16 protein-coding genes and 1 pseudogene are annotated in these 23,628 nt (G+C 59.3%); 13 read left to right on the forward strand and 4 right to left on the reverse strand.

Translation table 11 applies throughout. From position 1 onward, the window contains the following. Positions 1–100: 100 nt before the first annotated feature. From CDA56_RS24785 to CDA56_RS31575, 3 genes and pseudogenes are all read right to left on the reverse strand, one after another. Positions 101–814: a TerC family protein gene (locus CDA56_RS24785; RefSeq protein WP_004105253.1), complete on the reverse strand. Its 714-nt coding sequence runs from the start codon at positions 812–814 to the stop codon at positions 101–103. A gap of 81 nt (positions 815–895) precedes the next feature. Continuing rightward, positions 896–1,591, reverse strand: a complete 696-nt coding sequence (mutH, locus tag CDA56_RS24790) for a DNA mismatch repair endonuclease MutH (RefSeq protein ID WP_014226661.1) — start codon at positions 1,589–1,591, stop codon at positions 896–898. 87 nt (positions 1,592–1,678) lie between these two features. Next, positions 1,679–1,819 (reverse strand): annotated as a pseudogene (locus CDA56_RS31575) (hypothetical protein); the annotation flags it as partial. 453 nt (positions 1,820–2,272) lie between these two features. Between CDA56_RS31575 and rppH the strand changes: the two are divergent. From rppH to recD, 12 genes are all read left to right on the forward strand, one after another. Next, the gene (gene rppH / locus CDA56_RS24805; protein ID WP_004124593.1) at positions 2,273–2,803 is read left to right on the forward strand and encodes an RNA pyrophosphohydrolase; all 531 of its coding nucleotides are present in this window, start codon (positions 2,273–2,275) and stop codon (positions 2,801–2,803) included. Between the two features lie 12 nt (positions 2,804–2,815). Continuing rightward, entirely contained in the window at positions 2,816–5,062 is a 2,247-nt protein-coding gene (ptsP, locus tag CDA56_RS24810; protein WP_014226660.1) for a phosphoenolpyruvate--protein phosphotransferase, read from the forward strand. Positions 5,063–5,357: 295 nt separating this feature from the next. Further along, on the forward strand, positions 5,358–6,233 hold the full coding sequence (lgt, locus tag CDA56_RS24815) for a prolipoprotein diacylglyceryl transferase (protein WP_049072045.1): 876 nt from the start codon (positions 5,358–5,360) through the stop codon (positions 6,231–6,233). Positions 6,234–6,239: 6 nt separating this feature from the next. Then, on the forward strand, positions 6,240–7,034 hold the full coding sequence (gene thyA, locus CDA56_RS24820; protein ID WP_004124584.1) for a thymidylate synthase: 795 nt from the start codon (positions 6,240–6,242) through the stop codon (positions 7,032–7,034). Between the two features lie 218 nt (positions 7,035–7,252). After that, a complete protein-coding gene (locus CDA56_RS24830) occupies positions 7,253–7,720 on the forward strand; it encodes a prepilin peptidase-dependent protein (RefSeq protein ID WP_047722973.1) in 468 nt (155 codons plus the stop codon). Then, a complete protein-coding gene (locus CDA56_RS24835; protein WP_014226658.1) occupies positions 7,711–8,274 on the forward strand; it encodes a prepilin peptidase-dependent protein in 564 nt (187 codons plus the stop codon). Before CDA56_RS24830 ends, CDA56_RS24835 begins: the two co-directional genes overlap by 10 nt. After that, positions 8,271–8,684 (forward strand): DUF2509 family protein, encoded by a 414-nt coding sequence (locus CDA56_RS24840; protein ID WP_014226657.1) that lies wholly within the window; start codon positions 8,271–8,273, stop codon positions 8,682–8,684. The genes CDA56_RS24835 and CDA56_RS24840 overlap by 4 nt, the downstream gene beginning before the upstream one ends. Continuing rightward, positions 8,669–8,992, forward strand: a complete 324-nt coding sequence (locus CDA56_RS24845) for a prepilin-type N-terminal cleavage/methylation domain-containing protein (RefSeq protein ID WP_014226656.1) — start codon at positions 8,669–8,671, stop codon at positions 8,990–8,992. Before CDA56_RS24840 ends, CDA56_RS24845 begins: the two co-directional genes overlap by 16 nt. 12 nt (positions 8,993–9,004) lie before the next feature. Beyond that, a complete protein-coding gene (gene recC, locus CDA56_RS24850; RefSeq protein ID WP_032694700.1) occupies positions 9,005–12,379 on the forward strand; it encodes an exodeoxyribonuclease V subunit gamma in 3,375 nt (1,124 codons plus the stop codon). A 127-nt stretch (positions 12,380–12,506) separates the two neighbouring features. Next, positions 12,507–15,392, forward strand: coding sequence for a pitrilysin (gene ptrA / locus CDA56_RS24855; RefSeq protein WP_025107418.1), 2,886 nt, complete (start codon positions 12,507–12,509; stop codon positions 15,390–15,392). Further along, entirely contained in the window at positions 15,389–18,934 is a 3,546-nt protein-coding gene (recB, locus tag CDA56_RS24860) for an exodeoxyribonuclease V subunit beta (protein WP_014226653.1), read from the forward strand. The genes ptrA and recB overlap by 4 nt, the downstream gene beginning before the upstream one ends. Continuing rightward, positions 18,931–20,766, forward strand: coding sequence for an exodeoxyribonuclease V subunit alpha (gene recD, locus CDA56_RS24865; RefSeq protein WP_102803915.1), 1,836 nt, complete (start codon positions 18,931–18,933; stop codon positions 20,764–20,766). Before recB ends, recD begins: the two co-directional genes overlap by 4 nt. Before the next feature lie 41 nt (positions 20,767–20,807). On the opposite strand, the gene argA is transcribed toward recD, so the two are convergent. Next, the gene (gene argA, locus CDA56_RS24870) at positions 20,808–22,139 is read right to left on the reverse strand and encodes an amino-acid N-acetyltransferase (protein WP_004853841.1); all 1,332 of its coding nucleotides are present in this window, start codon (positions 22,137–22,139) and stop codon (positions 20,808–20,810) included. Between the two features lie 227 nt (positions 22,140–22,366). On the opposite strand from argA, the gene amiC reads away from it, so the two are divergent. After that, positions 22,367–23,620 (forward strand): N-acetylmuramoyl-L-alanine amidase AmiC, encoded by a 1,254-nt coding sequence (gene amiC, locus CDA56_RS24875; protein ID WP_014226651.1) that lies wholly within the window; start codon positions 22,367–22,369, stop codon positions 23,618–23,620. Positions 23,621–23,628 lie beyond the last annotated feature (8 nt).

Consider the following 23,628-nt stretch of genomic DNA (forward strand, 5'->3'; position numbering starts at 1 on the left):
ACCTCGTACCAGTATATTAATAGCCTGATTTGTGAGACATAAAAAGCAGTTAAGTCTTAAAAAAGAATTGCAGCCCGTTTCAGGGCTGCATTTTAGCGGGCTACAGCGGATTTTTTTTATTGCGCAGCAGGTTGAGACTTTCAACCGCAATCGAAAAGAACATCGCGAAATAGATGTAGCCTTTCGGCACGTGCACGTCGAAACTTTCGAGCATCAGCGTGAAGCCGACGAGGATCAAAAACGACAGCGCCAGCATTTTCACCGAAGGATGGCGGTCAACAAAATCGCCTATCGAACGGGCGGCAACCATCATCACCAGCACCGCGATAACCACTGCCGCCATCATAATAAACAGATGATCCGACAGCCCGACGGCGGTGATCACCGAATCGAGGCTGAAAATAATATCCAGCAGCATAATCTGCACGATGGCGCCCATAAATGAATGGACGTTGGTTTTCAGCCCTTCCTCTTCGCCTTCAATGGATTCGTGAATTTCTTTACTCGCCTTCCAGATCAGGAACAGCCCGCCCAGCAGGAGGATCAGATCGCGAAACGAGATCTCCTGGCCTAGCACGGTAAAGAGAGGATTAGTGAGCTTGACGACCCACGCGATTGACGCCAGCAGCGCCAGACGCATGATCATCGCCCCCATCAGCCCAATACGGCGGGCGTGGGCCCGTTGCGCTGTGGGCAGTTTTGCCACCACCAGAGAGAGGAAAATAATATTATCGATCCCGAGCACTATCTCCAGCAGCGTCAGCGTACCAAGCGCCAGCCAGGCGTTAGGATCGGTTACCCATGCAAATAACATCGTTCAAAGTCCTGCAAAATAGAAAGATGCGATTATATGCAACCGCCACGGCAGAACAAAAAATTAATCATCTCCAGGCCGTTATTTCGAGGAGAGAAGGAAATGGCGGGCGAGCAGGGCGGCGGTAAAGTTTTTCTTCAGATAGAAACCGCGCGGTAGGGTGAGGATCGGTTCGCCGCGGGCGCCTACCGCCTCGGTCAGCGCTTTGCTGTTTGCCGCTTTCGGGCGCAGCTGCAGCACTTCGCCGTGGCGGGCGGTGATGCGCTCGACCTGGCCGAGGACGATCAAATCCATCAGCTCTTCCCAATCCATACGCAGCTGGCGATCTTCTTCTTCGCTGGGGCTCCACAGCAGCGGTGCGCCGACGCGGCGTTCGGCCAAAGGAATCGCGCGATCGCCCTCTACCGGTACCCACAGTACCCGCTTGAGCTTATGACGCACGTGGCTGCTCTCCCAGGTGACGCCGCTGTTGCCGGTCAGCGGCGCGACGCAGACAAAGGTGGTTTCCAGCGGGCGACCTGATGAATCGATGGGGATGGTTTTCAGCTCGACGCCGAGGGCGGCGAAATCCTGCTCCGGCTTGCTGCCTGCGCTGGCGCCAAGCCATATCTCCAGCAGGATGCCGATCCAGCCTTTATCACGTTTTAAATCGCGCGGAATCGGAATTCCGGCAAGCTGGGCCAGCTCCCCCAGCGAATAGCCTGCCAGCTGCTGCGCCTGGGCCAGAAGCTGCTCCTGGCTTTGCGGGGGGGATAAGAGCGGCGCGATGGTCGGCATAGCGTAAACCTCTGACTAAAAAGTGAGCAGTAATTTCATCCGTTGTGGATAGAGTTTACCTTTTCTTGAGTAAGTATGACAATTTGATGATTCATATGGTTTTTTTTGCGATTTTTTGCCGCGGTGAAAATGGTGAAACCGGGTTTTCCAGAACTGGTCACCGACAATGAACAGGATCTTACACCCTGTTATCCACAGAAAAATGGGATAACTGGGGAAAAGCCCCACTACTGTTTCCATTTACAGCCTTGACGTGAGATGAAAATCGAGTTTTTAGACAAAATATGCCCAGAGCACATGCGTAATCTGTGGATAAAACCAACATTGCTCGATCTTTCATCAGTTCCAGGATCTCTTATGTGATGATCGTCACGTTATACTGTGAATTATGAAATTTTAACATGCTAACTTTATGAAAATTAGGTCATTATAATCAGGTGCTATCGCTACGCTGTTCGGATGATTCCGGGTTTTCCCTGGTTAATTCCGTACTTCTTCACAACTCTATCCACAGAAAAAGTGAATAAAATCGTCCGGGTATGGCTTTCGCTGTTTATAACTCCGGGTATTACTGTGAGTTATTCAAATGTTATTCGATCTCATCCCCCTCACAGAGTGGTTTACCGTTTCCAACGAGTGTGAAACAATCATTCACATTGAAGCTTATTTTGAGGTAGTCCGGTGATTGATGACGATGGCTACCGCCCAAATGTCGGTATTGTAATCTGTAATCGCCAGGGCCAGGTTATGTGGGCCAGGCGCTATGGTCAGCACTCGTGGCAGTTCCCGCAAGGGGGCATAAATCCAGGGGAATCAGCAGAGCAGGCGATGTATCGGGAATTGTTCGAAGAAGTTGGGCTAAGCCGTAAAGATGTGCGGATCCTTGCTTCAACCCGTAACTGGTTGCGTTACAAATTGCCTAAACGTTTGGTGCGTTGGGACACAAAGCCGGTATGTATCGGCCAGAAACAGAAGTGGTTTCTCCTGCAATTGATCGGCAGCGATGCGGATGTCAATATGCAAACCAGCAGTACACCTGAGTTTGATGGCTGGCGATGGGTAAGCTACTGGTACCCGGTGCGTCAGGTGGTGTCGTTTAAGCGCGACGTATACCGCAGGGTGATGAAAGAGTTTGCCAGCGTCACCATGGCGCTGGCGGAAAGCACGCCTAAGCCGCAAAGCGCGCCTGCATATCGACGTAAAAGAGGTTAAGCCACGCACATTATGCTCACTCGGTTGCGAGAAATAGTCGAGAAGGTCGCGAGTGCGCCGCGTTTAAACGAGGCGCTGGATATCCTGGTCACCGATATCTGCGCCGCGATGGAGACGGAAGTCTGTTCGGTTTATCTGGCTGACAATGACCGACGCTGTTATTACCTGATGGCGACGCGCGGGTTGAAAAAGCCGCGCGGGCGCATCGTTGCGCTCGCTTTTGACGAAGGCCTCGTGGGCCTGGTTGGCCGCCTGGCCGAACCCATTAACCTCGCCGACGCGCAAAAGCACCCCAGCTTTAAATATATTCCCGCGGTCAAAGAGGGCCGCTTTCGCGCCTTCCTCGGCGTGCCGATTATCCAGCGGCGTCAGCTGCTCGGCGTGCTGGTTGTGCAGCAGCGCGAACTGCGCCAGTTTGACGAAAGCGAAGAGTCCTTCCTGGTCACCCTGGCCACGCAAATCGCCGGCATTCTCTCTCAATCCCAGCTGAACGCGCTGTTTGGTCAATATCGTCAGACCCGCATCCGCGCGCTGCCCGCCTCGTCAGGCGTGGCGATTGCCGAAGGCTGGATGGACGTCAGCCTGCCGCTGATGGAGCAGGTTTATGAAGCCTCGACGCTCGATACCGCTTCCGAGCGCGAGCGGCTGACCGGCGCGCTGGAAGAGGCGGCGAATGAGTTTCGCCGCTACAGCAAACGCTACGCTGCCGGCGCGCAGAAAGAGACGGCGGCCATCTTTGACCTCTATTCGCACCTGCTTTCCGACGCGCGCCTGCGCCGCGAGCTGTTCGCTGAAGTGGATAAAGGCGCGGTGGCCGAATGGGCGGTGAAGAAGATCATCGAGAAATTCGCCGAACAGTTTGCCGCGCTCAGCGACGGCTATCTGAAAGAGCGCGCGGGCGATCTGCGCACGCTGGGCCAGCGGCTGCTTTTCCATCTCGATGACAGTATCCAGGGGCCCAATACCTGGCCGGAGCGCATCGTGCTGGTGGCGGATGAACTGTCGGCCACCACCTTGGCGGAGGTTCCTCAGGATCGTTTAGCCGGCGTGGTGGTGCGCGATGGCGCGGCGAACTCCCACGCCGCGATTATGGTGCGCGCGCTGGGCATTCCGACGGTGATGGGGGCGGATATTCAGCCTTCGCTGCTGCACGGCCATACGCTGATTGTCGACGGCTATCGCGGCGAGCTGCTGGTCGATCCCGAGCCGGTGCTGCTGCAAGAGTATCAGCGCCTGATCAGCGAAGAGAACGAGCTTAGCCGCCTGGCCGAGGACGATCTTGAACGCGCTTCCGAACTGAAAAGCGGCGAGCGGGTAAAAGTCATGCTCAACGCGGGCCTGAGCCCCGAGCATGAAGAAAAACTCGGCAATTTCGTCGACGGTATCGGTCTTTACCGTACCGAAATCCCCTTTATGCTGCAAAGCGGCTTCCCTTCCGAAGAGGAGCAGGTTGCCCAGTATCAGGGCATGCTGCAGATGTTCAACGAGAAATCGGTGACGCTGCGCACGCTGGACATCGGCGCGGATAAACAACTGCCGTATATGCCGATCAGCGAAGAGAATCCGTGCCTTGGCTGGCGCGGTATTCGGATCACGCTCGATCAGCCGGAGATCTTTCTGGTACAGGTCCGCGCGATGCTGCGGGCCAACGCGGCAACCGGAAACCTCAGCATCTTGCTACCGATGGTCACCAGCCTGGATGAAGTGGATGAGGCTCGTCGCCTGATCGATCGCGCCAGCCGCGAAGTGGAAGAGATGATCGGCTACGCCATTCCCCGCCCGCGTCTTGGCGTGATGCTGGAAGTGCCGTCGATGGTCTTTATGCTGCCGCAGCTGGCGAACCGCGTTGATTTTATCTCCGTTGGCACCAACGATCTGACCCAGTACATTCTGGCGGTGGATCGCAACAACACCCGGGTCGCCAGTATGTATGACAGCCTGCATCCGGGGGTACTGCGGGCGCTGGCGATGATTGCCCGCGACGCCGAGCGTTTTGGTATCGACCTGCGCCTGTGTGGCGAAATGGCGGGCGATCCGATGTGCGTGACGATCCTGATTGGTATGGGCTATCGTCATCTGTCGATGAACGGTCGTTCGGTGGCGAGAGTGAAGTATTTGCTGCGGCGCATCGATATCAATGAAGCCCAGGAGCTTTCCCAGCGTAGCCTGGAAGCGCAGATGACCGCCGAAGTGCGTCATCAGGTCGCGGCTTTTATGGAGCGACGCGGACTCGGCGGCCTGATTCGCGGCGGCCGCTAGCACGGGCTACGGTTCATGAATTTGTAGCCCGGGTAAGGCGTTAGCCGTGATCCGGGACAACGCTGACGAGGTTCGGGCGGCCTGAGGGTTGGGTAGCCCGGACAGGCGCAGCGCGCCGCCTCCGGGAATGCTCAGCCGCGAATTCGCATTCGTATACATATCTTTTACATGTCCGGCGCGGATCGCCCTTCGCGCTTATGCTATCATTCGCAGCCTTTGGAGCGCCCGTTTCTGACGCGCGCGAACGATCCCCGCTGTCCACTTTCGGCGGAATAACAAGTGTTTATGGTGACAGATGAATAGTGGCTACCTGCATTTTCCGGAGTTTGATCCGGTAATTTTTTCCATTGGACCGGTCTCCCTCCACTGGTACGGTCTGATGTACCTGGTTGGGTTTGTTTTTGCGATGTGGTTGGCCACCCGTCGGGCCAATCGTCCGGACAGCGGTTGGACAAAAAACGAAGTTGAAAACCTGCTGTACGCCGGCTTCCTCGGGGTTTTCCTCGGCGGGCGTCTTGGCTATGTCTTCTTCTACAACCTGCCGGTGTTCCTCGACGATCCGCTCTATCTGTTCCGCGTCTGGGACGGCGGTATGTCCTTCCACGGCGGCCTGATCGGCGTGATTCTGGTGATGATCATTTTCGCCAAACGCACGAAGCGCACCTTCTTCCAGGTTTCCGACTTCATTGCGCCGCTGATTCCGTTTGGCCTCGGCGCCGGGCGTCTGGGCAACTTTATCAACGGTGAACTGTGGGGCCGCGTCGATCCGAACTTCCACTACACCATGATTTTCCCCGGCTCTCGGGCGGAAGATCTGGCGCTGCTGCCGTCGCATCCTGAGTGGCAATCGCTGTTTGATACCTACGGCGCGCTGCCGCGTCATGCTTCGCAGCTCTATGAGCTAGCGCTGGAAGGCGTCGTGCTGTTCCTGATACTGAACCTGTTTATCCGCAAGCCGCGTCCGGCCGGTTCCGTTTCCGGCCTGTTCCTCATTGGCTACGGTCTGTTCCGCATCATCGTGGAGTTCTTCCGTCAGCCCGATGCCCAGTTTACCGGCGGCTGGGTACAGTACATCAGCATGGGGCAGATTCTTTCGATTCCGATGGTGCTTGCGGGTATCATCATGATGGTCTGGGCGTACCGTTGTCGCCCGCAGCAACAAAATTCTTGAGGAACCATGAAACAGTATCTTGATTTGATGCAGAAAGTGCTCGATGAGGGCACGCAAAAAAATGACCGCACCGGTACCGGCACCGTCTCCATCTTCGGTCACCAGATGCGTTTTAACCTGCAGGAAGGATTCCCGTTGGTGACGACCAAGCGCTGTCATTTACGCTCCATCATCCATGAACTGCTGTGGTTCCTGCAGGGTGACACCAACGTGGCGTATCTGCACGAAAACAACGTCACTATCTGGGACGAATGGGCGGATGAAAACGGCGATCTGGGGCCGGTTTACGGTAAGCAGTGGCGCTCCTGGCCCGCGCCGGACGGCCGTCATATCGACCAGATCAGCACGGTGATGGAACAGCTGAAAAACGACCCGGATTCTCGCCGGATTATCGTCTCGGCATGGAACGTCGGCGAGCTGAACAAAATGGCGCTGGCCCCGTGCCACGCGTTCTTCCAGTTCTACGTCGCCGACGGCAAGCTCTCCTGCCAGCTCTATCAGCGCTCGTGCGACGTATTCCTCGGCCTGCCGTTCAATATCGCCAGCTACGCGCTGCTGGTGCATATGGTGGCGCAGCAGTGCGACCTCGAAGTGGGCGATTTTGTCTGGACCGGCGGCGATACGCACCTGTACAGCAACCACATGGAGCAGACGCACCTGCAGCTGAGCCGCGAACCGCGGGCGCTGCCGAAGCTGGTGATCAAACGTAAGCCGGCATCGATTTTCGACTACCGTTTTGAAGACTTCGAAATCGAAGGCTACGACCCGCATCCGGGGATTAAAGCGCCAGTGGCGATTTAACCCGGAAGTGACGACGAAAAACCGGCGCCTGCGCGCCGGTTTTTTTATGCCTCAGCCGAGCCGACGGCCAGCTTTATTCCCCCAACGGAACGCTTTTTTGCGAGCAGATTTCCGGCACTGTTGAAACCCGCTGCAACGCCTTTAATACTCTCCGGCGCGCGCCGCAAACCCGCATTTTACCGTTCGAATAAAGCCTCAATGCTACGCATACTTGGCCCATGAACAGAGAACATGGCTATACCCTGATTGAAACCCTGCTCACCATGGTCGTGGTCGTCATTCTCGGCGCCAGCGGGCTGTACGGCTGGCAGAGCTGGCAACGGCAGCAGCGCCTGTGGCAAACCGCCTGCCAGGTCCGCGACTACCTGGTGCTGCTACGCGATGACGCCAACTGGCACAACCGCGACAGGGTATTAAGCGTCGGCCAAAGCGCGGAGGGCTGGTGCCTGAGCGCCAGCGGGGCGATGGCCGACTGTCGCCGCAGGGACGCTTTCACGCTGCAACCGCTATGGCCGGAGGTTTCGCTCAGCGCGATGACGCCGGGGCTGGGGTTTTATGGCCTGCGTAATACCGCCTGGGCCGGGCATATCCGCCTGCAAAGCGCGGCGGGCGGCTGGAACATTATCGTTTCTCATTGGGGGCGCATCCGCCTGTGTCGCGGCGAGGAGACGGCATCGTGTCTGTAAAACAGCGCGGCTTTTCCCTGCCGGAAACGCTGATCGCGATGGCCATCAGCTCCGTGCTGCTGCTCGGCAGCGCGCGTTTTCTTCCGGCGCTGCAGTGGGCCGCGCTTCGCCAGACCCGGCAGCAGTCGCTGGAAAATGAGCTCTGGCAGCGAATCTACACCGTCGCGAAGCATCTGCAGCGCGCCGGATACTGCCGCGGCCGCTGTTACGGGCAGGCGCTGTATATCGCAGAGGGCGGTGATTGCCTGCTGGTGAGCTGGGATAGCAACAGCGATGGCGTCTGGAATAGCGCGCCGTCATCGGAATCGGATACCACCGGGTTTCGCCTGCGCGATGGCGCGCTGGAAACCCTGCGCGGCGCAAGCGCCTGCAGCGGCAAAGGCTGGGAGAAAATGACCAACCCGGCGGCGATTCAGGTCACTGCGTTTCAGGTTACGCGCCTGGAGAGGGCGGGCTTCGCGCCTGAATTATCGATTACCCTTGCGGCGCACTCGGTCGCCGACCCGCAAATCCGCGCGCGGGCGGAATACGGCGTAACGGGATATAACCTGTGAATCGCCAGCGCGGGCTCTCTTCGCTGCTGATGGTGCTGCTGCTGTTAGCGCTCGGCACGCTATTACTCCAGGGGCTGCACCAGCAGCAGCGTTCGCTGTTAGCGCAGACGGCCAGCGAAACGCGGGCGCTTGGCGATGCCGCTGATGCGCATTCCGCGCTGCAGTGGGGAAAGGGGCTCGTCTGGCCGCTTCAGGAAACGGTTAGCTGCCAGCAGAACGCGGCGCTCGGCTGGCGCGCCTGCCTGCGAGTCTTTAGCGACGCCTCGGTATTGCTGATTGGCGGCAGCGATGGCGGCGGCATACTGCTGTGGCAGTCAGGCGTAATCGAACAAAACCGCGTCCGCTTTTCGCCTCACGGCTGGAGCGATTTTTGCCCGTTAAAGGAGGCAAGCCTATGCCAGATGCCCTGAGGCGGCAGAGAGGGTTTAGCCTGCCCGAAACGCTGCTGGCTTTAGTCTTGCTTATCGCAACCGTGACCGCGCTGGCGGGCTATCAGCGTGGGCTGGCCAACGGCTTTATGCAGCTCAACCAGTACCGTCAGCTGTGGCGCGATGCGTGGCGATTCAGTCAGCTTAGCCCACCGGTGATTCCCGCGAATCGCCAGGTATCCCGCATGCAGACATCGGTGCAAAGATGTGTCAGCATCACGGTAACGATCACGATGCCCGCAGCCAGGCGGGCGCAGATGACCCGGCTGCACTGCCCGGTCAGTCAGTAGCCAGGAGCGAATATGTTAAGGGTGTACCACTCAAACCGTCTGGATGTGCTTGAAGCCTTGATGGAGTTCATCGTCGAGCGCCAGCGGCTGGATGACCCTTTTATGCCGGAAATGGTGCTGGTACAGAGTACCGGGATGGCGCAGTGGCTGCAGATGACGCTGGCGCAGCGCTTCGGGATTGCGGCCAACATTGAGTTCCCGCTACCCGCCAGTTTTATCTGGGACATGTTCGTGCGAGTGTTAAAAGATATTCCCGGAGAAAGCGCGTTCAGCAAGCAAAGTATGAGCTGGAAACTCATGACCCTGCTACCGCAGCGGCTGAACGATGAAGCCTTTACGCTACTGCGCCACTATCTGCACGACGATAGCGACAAGCGCAAGCTGTTTCAGCTGGCCGCCAGAGTGGCGGATCTCTATGACCAGTATCTGGTTTATCGCCCCGAGTGGCTGATGCGCTGGGAGGCCGACCAGCGCGTTGACGGGCTTGGAGACGCGCAGGAGTGGCAGGCGCCGCTGTGGAAAGCGCTGGTGGAATATACCGCTGAGCTGGGCCAGCCGCTGTGGCATCGCGCCAATTTATACCAACGCTTTATCAGCGCGCTTGAGGCCGCCGAACAGCCGCCCGCCGGGCTACCGTCGCGGGTGTTTATCTGCGGGATTTCGGCGCTGCCGCCGGTATACCTGCAGGCGCTCCAGGCGCTGGGTAAGCATGTCGATGTATATGTTCTCTTCACTAACCCGTGCCGCTACTACTGGGGCGACATTAAAGATCCGGCATTTCTGGCAAAGCTGCTCTCCCGCCAGCGCCGCCACCACCGCGAAACGACGCGAGAGCTGCCCCTGTTTCGCGATACGCAACAGGCTCCGGGGTTATTCAACGATGCCGGGGAACAGGATGTCGGCAATCCGCTGCTGGCCTCCTGGGGCAAGCTGGGGCGCGACTATATTTACCTGCTGGCGGGTCTTGAGCGCTATGAAGAGCTGGACGCCTTTGTCGATATCGCGCCGGATAACCTGCTGCATAATCTTCAGGCGGATATTCTCGAACTGCGTAATGCGGCGGTGGCCGGGCGCAGCGCCGAGGAGTTTGCCAACAGCCGCAGCAAGCGGCTGCTGGCGGCGGACGACCGCAGCCTGACGATTCATGTCTGCCATAGCCCGCAGCGCGAGGTTGAGGTGCTGCACGACCGGCTGCTGGCGATGCTCGAAGAGAATCCCGAGCTCACGCCGCGCGATATTATCGTCATGGTGGCGGATATCGATAGCTACAGCCCCTATATTCAGGCGGTCTTCGGCAGTGCCAGCGGCGAGCGCTGGCTGCCGTGGGCGATATCCGACCGGCGGGCCCGCGAATCGCATCCGGCGCTGCAGGCGTTTATCACCCTGCTTTCGCTGCCCGACAGCCGCTTTGCCAGTGAAGACGTGCTGGCGCTGCTGGATGTGCCGGTGCTGGCCGCGCGCTTTAACATTAACGAAGAGGGGCTACGCTACCTGCGCCAGTGGGTTAACGAATCCGGCGTACGCTGGGGAATGGATGACGACAACGTGCGTGAACTCGATCTCCCGGCTACCGGCCAGCATACCTGGCGCTTTGGCCTGACGCGTATGCTGTTGGGCTACGCCATGGACAGCAGCGAAGGGGAGTGGCGCTCGGTGCTGCCTTATGATGAGTCGAGCGGGCTTATCGCCGAGCTGGTGGGCAACCTGGCATCGCTGCTGATGCAGCTTAATCTCTGGCGCCGCGGGCTGGCACAGGATCGCCCATTAGCCGAGTGGCTGCCGGTATGCCGCGACCTGCTGAACGACTTCTTCCTTCCGGACAGCGAAACGGAAGCCGCCCTGGCGCTGATAGAACAGCAGTGGCAGGCGGTGATTGACGGCGGCGTCGACGCGCAGTATGGCGAAACGGTACCGCTCTCTTTGCTGCGCGATGAGCTGTCCCAGAGGCTCGATCAGCAGCGCATCAGCCAGCGCTTTCTCGCCGGGCCGGTTAACATTTGTACCCTGATGCCGATGCGTTCGATTCCTTTCAAGGTGGTCTGCCTGCTGGGGATGAACGACGGCGTTTATCCGCGCACCCTGGCGCCGCTGGGCTTCGATTTAATGAGCCAGAAGCCGCAGCGCGGAGACCGTAGCCGTCGCGACGACGACCGCTATCTGTTCCTTGAAGCCCTGATGTCGGCCGAGCAGAAGCTCTATATCAGCTATATCGGTCGTTCCATTCAGGACAATAGCGAGCGCTATCCCTCCGTTCTGGTTCAGGAGCTGGCGGACTACATCGGCCAGAGCCACTGCCTGGAAGGGGACGAAGAGCTGGACTGCGATGCCAGCGAACGGCGGGTCAAAGAGCACATCACGCATCTGCATACCCGCATGCCTTTCGATGCCGCCAATTTTCTGGCTAATGAAGATCAAAGCTATGCCCGGGAATGGCTGGCGGCCGCCAGCCAGCAGGGGGAAGCGCACGGCGCGTTCATCCAGCCGCTACCGGTACCGGACATCGATCACTTACCGTTCGAACAGCTGCTGCGCTTCTGGCAGCATCCTGTTCGCGCGTTCTTTCAGCAGCGGCTGCGGGTGAATTTCCGCTCGGAGGAGAGCGAGATCCCCGACGATGAACCTTTTACCCTCGAAGGGCTGAGCCGCTATCAGCTGAACCAGCAGCTGCTCAATACGCTGATTGAGCAGCAGGACGCCTCGGCAATGTATCGCCGCTTCCGTGCCGCCGGGGAGCTACCCTATGGCGCGTTCGGCGAACTGGCCTGGGAGACCCAGCGTCAGGAGATGCAAAATCTGGCCGAACGGGTGATCGCCTGCCGCCAGCCGGGGCAGAGCATGGAAATCGATCTGCAATGCAGCGGAGTCAACATCACCGGCTGGCTGCAGCAGGTACAATCCGACGGTTTGCTGCGCTGGCGGCCTTCGCTATTAAGCGTGGCGCAGGGGATGCAACTTTGGCTGGAGCATCTTGTCTATTGTGCTAGCGGCGGAACCGGCGAAAGTCGGCTGTTTGTGCGCAAAGAGGGCGAGTGGCGTTTTCCACCGCTGGCGCAGGAGCAGGCCCAGGGCTACCTCAACGATCTGGTTGACGGTTACCTGCAGGGAATGTCCAAACCGCTGCTGCTGCTGCCGGAAAGCGGCGGCGCATGGCTAAAAGTCTGTTATGACGCCGAAAAGGATGTCATGTTAATGGACGAAGAGACGCAGCAAAAAGCGCGCAGTAAATTTCTTCAGGCTTATGAAGGGAACATGGTGGTCAGCGGCGAAGGTGCCGACGTCTGGTATCAGCGCCTGTGGCGCACGCTGGAAGCGGAATACTATGAAGAGATCCTGACGCAAACGCAGCGTTATTTGCTACCGGTGTTTCGTTTCCATCAGTCCGAATAACATTGTAATAGTATAAAAATTGCGCACTGGATGGCAGTTCATTTATGATGCGCAACGAATCACGGACTGATGTTTATAAAGGCTGTCAATTATGCAGCGCCAGGTTTGTTAATGATGAGGTCCGTGAATGCCCCGCAGTTTATGGTTCAAGGTTATTGTTTTACTGGCCGCCCTCTGGGCGCCGTTAAGTCAGGCAGACACCGGATGGCAACCGATCCAGGAAACCATCCGTAAAAGCGAAAAAGATACCCGTCAATATCAGGCGATCCGCCTCGATAACGGCATGGTAGTGCTGCTGGTTTCCGATCCCCAGGCGGTAAAATCGCTGTCGGCGCTGGTCGTTCCCGTGGGATCGCTGCAGGATCCCGCCGAGCATCAGGGGCTGGCCCACTTCCTGGAGCATATGACGCTGATGGGCTCGAAAAAGTATCCCCAGCCTGACAGCCTCGCCGAGTATCTCAAAATGCACGGCGGCAGCCACAATGCCAGCACCGCCCCGTATCGCACCGCCTTCTATCTTGAAGTGGAAAACGATGCCCTGGACGGCGCGGTCGATCGCCTGGCCGACGCCATCGCCGCGCCGCTGCTGGATAAAAAATATGCCGACCGCGAGCGTAATGCGGTTAACGCCGAGCTCACGATGGCGCGTACCCGGGACGGGATGCGAATGGCGCAGGTTAGCGCGGAAACCATTAACCCGGCGCACCCCGGCTCGCAGTTTTCCGGCGGTAACCTTGAAACGTTGAGCGACAAGCCCGGCAAACCGGTGCTTGATGCCCTGCACGCCTTTCGCGATAGCTGGTATTCCGCCAACCTGATGAAAGCGGTGATCTACAGCAACAAGCCTCTGCCGGAGCTGGCGAGCATCGCGGCGGCCACCTACGGTCGCGTGCCGAACCACGATATCAGCAAACCGGAGATTACCGTCCCGGTGGTGACCGATGCGCAAAAGGGCATCATCATTCACTACGTTCCGGCGATGCCGCGTAAAGTGCTGCGCGTGGAGTTCCGCATTGATAATAATAGCGACAAGTTCCGCAGCAAAACCGACGAGCTGGTGACCTATATGATCGGTAATCGCAGTCCCGGCACGCTCTCAGACTGGCTGCAAAAGCAGGGGCTGGTTGAAGGGATTCGCGCGGACTCCGACCCGGTGGTGAACGGCAACAGCGGGGTGCTGGCTATATCCGCGACCCTGACGGACAAAGGTCTGGCGCACCGCGATGAAGTTACCGCGGCCATCTTCAGCTACCTCAATCTGCTGCGCAGCCAGGGAATCGATAAGCGCTATTTTGATGAGCTGGCCCACGTGCTGGCGCTCGACTTCCGCTACCCGTCCATCAACCGCAATATGGATTACGTCGAATGGCTGGCGGACACCATGATCCGCGTGCCGGTCGAGCATACGCTGGACGTTGTCAACATTGCCGATCGCTACGATCCGCAGGCGATCGAAGACCGCCTGGCGATGATGACGCCGCAAAACGCCCGCATCTGGTACATCAGCCCGAAAGAGCCGCATAACAAGACCGCCTACTTCGTCAATGCGCCCTATCAGGTGGATAAGATCAGCGAGCAGACCTTTGCCGACTGGCAGCAGAAGTCCAGCGCCATCGACCTCAAGCTGCCGGTGCTGAACCCCTATATTCCGGATGATTTCAGCTTAATCAAAAGCGACAAGGCTTACCCGCATCCGCAGCTGATTGTAGATGAACCGACGCTGCGGGTGATTTACGCGCCGAGCCAGTACTTCGCCAGCGAACCGAAAGCGGATATTTCGCTGGTTCTGCGTAACCCGCAGGCAATGGACAGCGCCCGCCGGCAGGTGATGTTTGCGCTCAATGATTATCTGGCGGGCATTGCGCTCGACCAGCTCAGCAACCAGGCGGCGGTCGGGGGGATAAGCTTCTCTACCGGCGCGAATAACGGCCTGATGGTTAACGCCAACGGCTATACGCAGCATCTACCTGAGCTGTTTAACGCCCTGCTCGACGGTTACTTCAGCTATACGCCAACCGAAGAGCAGCTGGAGCAGGCTAAATCCTGGTACGCCCAGATGATGGATTCGGCGGATAAAGGCAAAGCCTACGATCAGGCGATCATGCCGATTCAGATGGTTTCTCAGGTGCCGTACTTCCAGCGCGAAGAGCGTCGGGCGCTGCTTCCATCGATCACCCTGAAAGAGGTGCTGGAATACCGCGATAATCTCAAGGCGAAAGGGCGACCGGAGCTGATGGTCATCGGTAATCTTACCGCCGATCAATCCACCGCCATGGCGCGGCAGATTCAAAAACAGCTGGGCGCCGACGGCAACGAGTGGTGCCGTAACAAAGACGTTCTGGTCGATCGTAAACAGCTGGCGATTTTTGAAAAAGCGGGCAACAGTACCGATTCCGCGCTAGCCGCCGTCTTCGCGCCGCCGAATGTGGACGAATACGCCAGCTCTGCCGCCAGCTCGCTCCTCGGGCAAATCGTACAGCCGTGGTTCTATAACCAGCTACGTACGGAAGAGCAGCTGGGCTACGCGGTCTTCGCCTTCTCGATGAACGTTGGCCGCCAGTGGGGGATGGGCTTCCTGCTGCAAAGCAGCGATAAGCAGCCGGCTTACCTCTGGCAGCGTTTCCAGGCCTTCTTCCCCACGGCGGAAGCCAAACTGCGGGCAATGAAGCCGGAAGAGTTTGCGCAGATTCAGCAGGCGGTGATCGGTCAGATGTTGGAAGCGCCGCAAACGCTGGGCGATGAAGCGTCGAAGCTGAGCAAAGATTTCGATCGCGGTAATATGCGCTTCGATTCACGTGATAAAGTAGTGGCTCAGATTAAACTGCTGACGCCGCAAAAGCTTGCCGACTTCTTCCATCAGACGGTGGTGGATCCGCAGGGCATGGCAATTCTCTCCCAGGTTTCCGGTAGCCAGAACGGCAAGGCGGAATATGCGCATCCGCAGGATGGCAAAGTCTGGGAGAACGTCAGCGCATTGCAGAAATCCTTACCCCTGATGCGAGAGAATGAATGACCGACACCGCCGAGTCTCTTGACCCCCTGCGCTTGCCCCTGACGGGCGAGCGCCTGATAGAAGCCTCTGCGGGCACAGGAAAAACCTTTACCATTGCCGCCCTCTATCTGCGGCTGCTGCTGGGGCTGGGCGGGGAATCCGCCTTTCCCCGCCAGGTCAGCGTGGAAGAGCTGCTGGTAGTGACCTTTACCGAAGCGGCGACCGAAGAGCTGCGCGGACGTATTCGCAGCAATATCCACGAGCTGCGTATCGCCTGCCTGCGCGAAAGTACCGACAATCCTCTCTACGCCGGGCTGCTGGCGGAAATCGCCGATAAAACCCAGGCGGCGCAAACGCTGCTGCTGGCCGAACGGCAGATGGACGAAGCGGCGGTATTTACCATTCACGGCTTCTGCCAGCGGATGCTGAGCCTTAACGCCTTTGAGTCCGGCATGCTGTTCGAACAGCAGCTGATTGAAGATGAATCCCGGCTGCGCTATCAGGCCTGCGCCGACTTCTGGCGTCGCCACTGTTACCCGCTGCCGCGTGACATCGCGGCGGTTATCCACGAAGCGTGGAAAGGGCCGCGCGATCTGCTGAAATCCATCGACCGCTGGCTACAGGGAGAGGCGCCGCAGCTCAAATCGCCGCCGCCGGCTGACGAAACGCTGGCCGAACGCCATCAGCAAATTATCGAACGCATCAACGCGCTGAAGCAGCAGTGGCTGGCACAGGTGGGCGAGGTTGAGGCGGTGCTGGAAAACTCGGGCCTCGACCGGCGCAAGTTTAATCGCGGCAATCAGGGGAAATGGCTGGAGAAAGTGACCGCCTGGGCCCAGGAAGAGACCCTCAGCTACCAGCTTCCGGATGCGCTGGAGAAGTTCTCCCAGGCCTTCTTGCTTGAGCGCACCAAAGCGGACGGCGCGCCGCCGGTACACCCGCTGTTCAGCGCGGTAGAAGCGCTGCTGGCGACACCGTTAACCTTGACCGATCTGGTGATTGCCAGGGCGATGGTTGAAATCCGCGAAGCGGTCGCGCGGGAGAAACGCCGCCGCGGCGAGCTGGGCTTTGACGATATGCTTAGCCGCCTGGATGACGCCCTGCGCGGGGAGAGCGGCGAAGCGCTGGCCAGCGCGATTCGCCAGCGCTTTCCGGTGGCGATGATCGACGAATTTCAGGATACCGACCCGCAGCAGTACCGCATCTTTCGCCGCATCTGGCGGCGCCAGGCAGACACCGCGCTGCTGCTGATTGGTGACCCCAAACAGGCCATTTACGCCTTCCGCGGCGCGGATATCTTTACCTACATGAAAGCGCGTGGGGACGTCACCGCCCACTATACGCTCGATACCAACTGGCGCTCTGCGCCGGGGATGGTTGATAGCGTCAATCGCCTGTTTAGCCTCAGCGATAACCCCTTTATGTTCCGCGAAATCCCGTTTATGCCGGTGAAGTCGGCCGATAAAAACCAGGGGCTGCGCTTTACCGTCGATGATGCTGCGGTACCGGCGATGAATATCTGGCTGATGTCGGGCGAGGCCGTCGGGGCGGGGGATTACCAGGCGTTTATGGCCCAGCTGTGCGCGGCGCAAATTCGCGACTGGCTCAGCGCGGGCCAGCAGGGCAAGGCGCTGCTGTGGCGCGGTGAAAAAGCTGAACCCGTGCGGGCTTCGGACATCACGGTGCTGGTGCGCAATCGTCAGGAGGCGTCGTTAATTCGCGATGCCCTTCAGCTGCTGTCGATTCCCTCCGTCTATCTCTCCAACCGCGATAGCGTGTTTGAAACCCCCGAGGCGCAGGAGCTGCTGTGGGTGCTGCAGGCGGTGCTGGCCCCCGAGCGGGAAAATACCCTGCGCAGCGCGCTGGCAACCGCAATGTTCGGCCTAAACGCGCAGGACATTGAAAACCTCAACCAGAGCGAACGGGCCTGGGATGAGCTGGTAGAGGAGTTTAGCGGCTACCGGCAAGTCTGGCGGCAGCGCGGCGTGATGCCGATGCTGCGCGCGCTGATGACCGCGCGGCGCATTGCCGAAAACCTGCTGGCGACCAGCGGCGGCGAGCGGCGCCTGACCGATATCCTGCATATCAGCGAGCTGCTACAGGAGGCGGCGAACCAGCTGGAGAGCGAACATGCGCTGGTGCGCTGGCTGGCGCAGCATATCGCCGAGCCGGATAGCAACGCCTCCAGCCAGCAGATGCGCCTGGAGAGCGATAAGCACCTGGTGCAGATCGTCACCATCCATAAATCGAAAGGGCTGGAGTATCCGCTGGTCTGGCTGCCGTTTATTGCGCGTTTCCGTAAACAGGATCAGGCGTTTTATCACGACAGAACCTCCTTTGCCGCCGTTCTCGACCTGGGGCAGGCTGAGGGCAGCATGGAGCTGGCGGAGGCCGAACGCCTGGCCGAAGATCTGCGCCTGCTTTACGTCGCGCTGACCCGTGCGGTCTGGCACTGCAGCCTTGGCGTTGCGCCGCTCAGCACCCGGCGCAGCGACAAGCCCGGCGCCAGCGATTTTCACCACAGCGCGCTGGGCCGCCTGCTGCAGGGCGGGGAAGCGATGGATGCCGCAGGGCTGATGGCGCGCCTGCAGGCGTTCTGCAGCGGGGAGATCGCCCTGCAGCTCCCGGATACGGCTGCGCCAACTCCGTGGCAGGCTCCGCAGGCGGCGCTTCCGCCGCTTTCAGCCCGTTTGCTCGCGCGTTCGGTGACCGATGACTGGCGGGTCACCAGCTACTCCGGCCTGCAGCAGAATGGACACAGCGCGGCGCAAGATCTTCTGCCGCGTCTGGATGTCGATGCCGCCGGCGTCGGTGAGGTCGCGGAAGAGCCGCAGCTTACTCCGCACCAGTTCCCCCGCGGCGCGTCGCCGGGGACGTTTCTCCACAGTTTGTTCGAAGATCTCGATTTTACCCAGCCGGTTCCCGCCGACTGGATGGCGGCCAGGCTCCAACTGAGCGGCTTCGAGGAAAAGTGGACCCCGGTACTGACCGCATGGCTCGACGGCGTGCTGCGTACCCCTCTGCCCGGCGCGGGGATTGCCCTTAATCAGCTGAGCGAAGGCGATAAACAGGTGGAGATGGCGTTTTATCTGCCCATCGAACAGCCGCTGGATCCCCTGCGTCTGGATGCGCTGATTCGTCAGTACGATCCGCTCTCCGTGGATACCCCAACGCTCGATTTCCGCCAGGTGCGGGGGATGCTGAAAGGCTTTATCGACCTGGTGTTTCGCCACAACGGCCGCTATTACCTGCTGGATTACAAATCCAACTGGCTGGGGGAAAATCGCGAGGCCTATACCCAGGACGCGATGCGGCAGGCAATGCGTTCGCACCGTTACGATTTGCAGTACCAGCTCTATAGCCTGGCGCTGCACCGATATTTACGCCACCGCATTGCCGATTATGATTACGAACGCCACTTCGGCGGCGTTATTTATCTCTTTTTACGCGGCATGGACGGGCAGGACGGCGGGCAGGGTATCTTCACCACCCGGCCGGCGCTGCCGCTGATTAACGGCCTCGATGCGCTGTTTGCCGGGGAAACCCAGGAGGTTGTGCTATGACCATGGATGAACTGTTACTGCAGGCGGTTGAACAGCGCCTGCTGCGCCCGCTGGACGTCCAGTTTGCGCTCATGGTGGCGCAGGAGGCGCATCCGGCGGTGAAGCTCACCGCCGCCATTCTCAGCCGCGATGCCGGTGAAGGCCACGTCTGCCTGCCGATTTCCCGTCTCGCCGAGGATGAGCTGCTGAGCGCAAAAGCGGCAGGCCTGAGTGAGCAGATCCTTGAGCTGACCGGCGCCCCGGACGGCTGGCTGCCGCTGCTTAACGATGCTGAGGCGGTCAGCGGCGGTGAGCGCCCGACGCCGATGATCCTCTGCGGCGAACGGCTTTACCTCAACCGCATGTGGCGCAACGAATTAACCGTCGCGCGCTTTTTCAATGAGGCCAATCAGGTTCTGGAGGTGGATGAAGCCCGGCTGGCTTCGACGCTCGACGCGCTGTTTCCGCCCGCTGAGGAAACGGACTGGCAAAAAGTGGCGGCTGCGGTCGCCCTGACCCGACGGATTTCGGTGATTTCCGGCGGTCCGGGCACCGGTAAAACCACGACCGTCGCTAAACTGCTGGCCGCGCTGATCCAGACGTTCTCCAGCCCGCGCTGCCGGATTCGCCTGGCGGCGCCGACCGGTAAAGCCGCGGCGCGCCTGACCGAGTCCCTCGGTGCGGCGCTGCGCCGCCTCCCTCTCAGCGACCAACAAAAGGCGCTGGTGCCCACCGAAGCCAGCACCCTCCATCGCCTGCTGGGCGCGCAGCCCGGCAGCCAGCGGATGCGCTATCACGCCGGCAACCCGCTGCATCTTGACGTGCTGGTGGTGGATGAAGCCTCAATGATTGACCTGCCGATGATGTCGCGCCTGATCGACGCGCTGCCTGAGCACGGAAGGGTGATTTTCCTTGGCGACCGCGATCAGCTGGCGTCGGTAGAGGCCGGAGCGGTGCTGGGGGATATTTGCGCCTGGGTTAATGCAGGCTATACCCCGGCGCGGGCGGCACAGCTCGCCCGGTTGACCGGCCAGCCGGTGCCGGCGGGCGAGGGCAACGTTGCCGGTGCGCTGCGCGACAGCCTGTGCCTGCTGCAAAAAAGCTACCGTTTTGGTCGCCATTCCGGTATCGGCCATCTGGCGTGGGCGGTGAACAGCGGCGAGCGCAGCGCGGTACGCGCAACGCTGCGTCAGTCGTTCGACGATATCGCCCTGTATCCGCTGAGCGCCACCGAAGAGTATGAAGCGATGCTGAATCAGGCGCAGGCGGGCTATGGCCGCTTCCTGCAACTGCTGCGCGAGCGGGCTGAGCCCGAAGAGATGATCGCCGCCTTTGGCGAATTCCAGCTGCTGTGCGCGCTGCGCGAGGGGCCGTATGGGGTCAGCGGCGTGAACGAACAGCTGGAGCAGATGCTGAACCGCAAGCGGGCGATCGCGTTACCGCGGCATTCGCGCTGGTATGAAGGACGGCCGGTGATGATCTCCCGCAACGACAGCGCGCTGGGGCTGTTTAACGGCGATATCGGCATCGCGCTGGAAAGAGGCGATGGCCTGCGCGTCTGGTTCCCGATGCCCGATGGCAGCATCAAGTCGGTACAGCCAAGTCGTCTGCCGGAGCACGATACCGCCTGGGCGATGACGGTGCATAAATCGCAGGGGTCGGAGTTCGATCACGCGGCGCTGATCCTGCCTTCGCGCAGCGTGCCGCTGGTAACCCGCGAGCTGGTTTATACCGCTATTACGCGTGCGAAACGGCAGCTGTCGATCTATGCCGATGAGCAGGTGCTGACTCAGGCGGTGGCTGCGCGTACCGAACGACGCAGCGGCCTGACGGATATCTTTTCCGCCCAGTGAGGTTTTCCCCGGTCGGCCGCGCGCTTTCCGGGGAGAAGGGATCAGGCCAGGTCTGCCATCAGCACCTTGGAGCGGCGCTGATAGTTGTACATCTCTTTTTTGCTCTCCGGCAGCAGGTCGACGTCGACCGGCGTAAATCCGCGCTCCTGGAACCAGTGAATGCTGCGGGTCGTAAGAACAAACAGCTTGCTGAGGCCCATTTGCTTCGCCTGCGCGGCAATACGTTCGAGCAGCACTTCACCGCGCGATGAGCTGCGGTAATCCGGATGCACCGCCACGCAGGCCATTTCGCCGATCTTCTCTTCCGGGAAAGGATAGAGCGCGGCGCAGGCGATGGTGGTGTTGTCGCGCTGAATAATGGTGAATTTATCGATTTCCATCTCCAGCTGTTCGCGCGAACGCCTGACCAGAATGCCCTGCTGCTCCAGCGGGCTAATCAGCTCGAGGATGCCGCCGATATCGTTAATGGTGGCGCGGCGGATCTGCTCGGCGCTCTCCATCACTATCTGGGTACCGATACCGTCGCGTGAGAACAGCTCCTGCAGCAGGGTGCCGTTTTCCTGATAGCTGATCAGGTGGCAGCGGCGCACGCCGCTGCGGCAGGCTTTTACCGCGCCGCGCAGAAAGCGCACGGTGCCGGAGCTGTAGTCTTCGTCCGCTTCCATCTCTTCCACCCGCGCCTGGGCTTCGTTGGGGAACAGCTCGGGGACGATCTCGCCATCCTGATTGTGAACCCCCTGCGATGAGCAGAAGCCGATCATCTTTTCGGCTTTCAGCTTAATCGCCAGCTGGGTCGCAATCTCTTCGGAGGTCAGGTTAAAACTTTCGCCGGTGACCGACACCGCAACCGGGCCCATCAGCACGATCGCGCCGTTATCCAGCTGGCGGTGAATGGCTTCTTCATCGATGCGCCGGATGCGCCCACTGTGACAGTAATCCACGCCGTCGTCCACGCCTAACGGCTGCGCGATAATGAAGTTGCCGCTGACCACGTTGATATGGGCGCCCTGCAGCGGCGTGTTGTTGAGGCTCATCGACAGGCGAGCGGTAATTTCCAGCTGCAGCATGCCCGCCGCCTGCTTAACCAGCTCGAGCGTTTTGGCGTCAGTCACTCGGGTTTGTTTATGATAAACCGGCTCGTGACGATGCTCCGCCAGGTTGGCATCGATCTGCGGGCGGGCGCCATAGACCACCACCAGACGAATCCCCAGGCTGTGAAGCAGGCCAATGTCATTGACTATACTAGAGAAATTATCATGCTCGATGGCTTCCCCGCCCAGCATGATGACAAACGTTTTACCCCGATGGGCATTAATATAAGGGACAGAATGGCGGAATCCCTCTACCAGTTCGGTGCGACGTTCCTTCACCATGACACAACCTCAATGCATGATTATTCGTAATTACTGTATTTTTATTCTGTTTCGCCGGCAAACGCAAGCCCCAATTTTTGGCTGAGCCGGGAAAACAGTGTGAGCCAAATCAGGGTGTCAAAGATTGTTTACCCTTTTATAGATGACAGGTTATGCGCCTTTCGTTAAAGTTTCCGGTCAATCTGTTTGTTTTAAATACGAATGATTTCTTACTGCTTGGGAGTGGCATGTCGGGATACAAGTCAGGATTAAGCCGCCGCCGATTTTTACAGGGGGCGGGCGCCATGTGGTTAATGAGTGTGAGTCCGGTTGGGTTGGCTGCCGCGGCGCAGGTGGTTGCCGTACGCGTCTGGCCATCATCGACCTACACGCGCGTCACCGTGGAGTCCAACCATATCCTGAAATATCGGCAGTTTGCGCTCAGCAATCCTGAACGTGTGGTGGTGGATCTGGAAGGGGTTAATCTCAACTCCGTACTGAAAGGTATGGGGAGTCAGATTCGCGGTGACGATCCCTATATTCAATCCGCTCGCGTGGGGCAGTTCGATCCGCAAACCGTGCGCATGGTGTTTGAGCTGAAACAGAACGTGAAACCGCAGCTGTTTGCGCTGGCTCCGGTCGCCGGGTTTAAAGAGCGTCTGGTCATGGACCTCTATCCCGCTAACGCCACCGACGTGCAGGATCCGCTGCTGGCGCTGCTCGAAGATTACAACAAAGGCGATCTTCAGCGGCAGGTTCCGCCTGCGGAGAGCGGGCCTAAACCGGGTAAAGCCGGGCGCGATCGACCCATTGTTATCATGCTCGATCCCGGCCACGGCGGCGAAGACTCCGGCGCGGTGGGAAAATACCGCACCCGCGAGAAAGACGTGGTGCTGCAGATAGCCCGGCGGCTGCGCGCGCTGATCGAGAAAGAGGGCAATATGAAGGTCTATATGACCCGCAACGAGGATGTCTTTATCCCGCTGAAGGTCCGCGTCGCCAAAGCGCAGAAGCAGCGCGCCGACCTGTTTGTCTCTATTCATGCCGACGCGTTTACCAGCCGCCAGCCCAGCGGATCGTCGGTGTTTGCCCTGTCAACCAAAGGGGCTACCAGTACCGCGGCTAAATATCTGGCGCAGACCCAGAACGCCTCGGACCTGATCGGCGGCGTCAGCAAAAGCGGCGATCGCTACGTCGACCACACGATGTTCGACATGGTGCAGTCGCTGACCATCGCCGACAGCCTGAAGTTCGGCAAGGCGGTGCTGGAAAAGATGGGCAACATTAATAACCTGCACAAGAACCGGGTTGAGCAGGCGGGCTTCGCGGTGCTGAAGGCGCCGGATATTCCATCGATTCTGGTGGAAACCGCGTTTATCAGTAACGTCGAAGAAGAGCGTAAATTGAAAACGGCGAAATTCCAGCAGGAAGTTGCAGAGTCGATTCTGGCAGGGATTAAAGCCTACTTCGCCGACGGCGCGACGCTGGCAAGGCGAGGGTAACGCAACAG

Origin of the sequence: Klebsiella michiganensis, from assembly GCF_002925905.1 — a bacterium.
Taxonomy (GTDB): Bacteria; Pseudomonadota; Gammaproteobacteria; order Enterobacterales; family Enterobacteriaceae; genus Klebsiella; species Klebsiella michiganensis.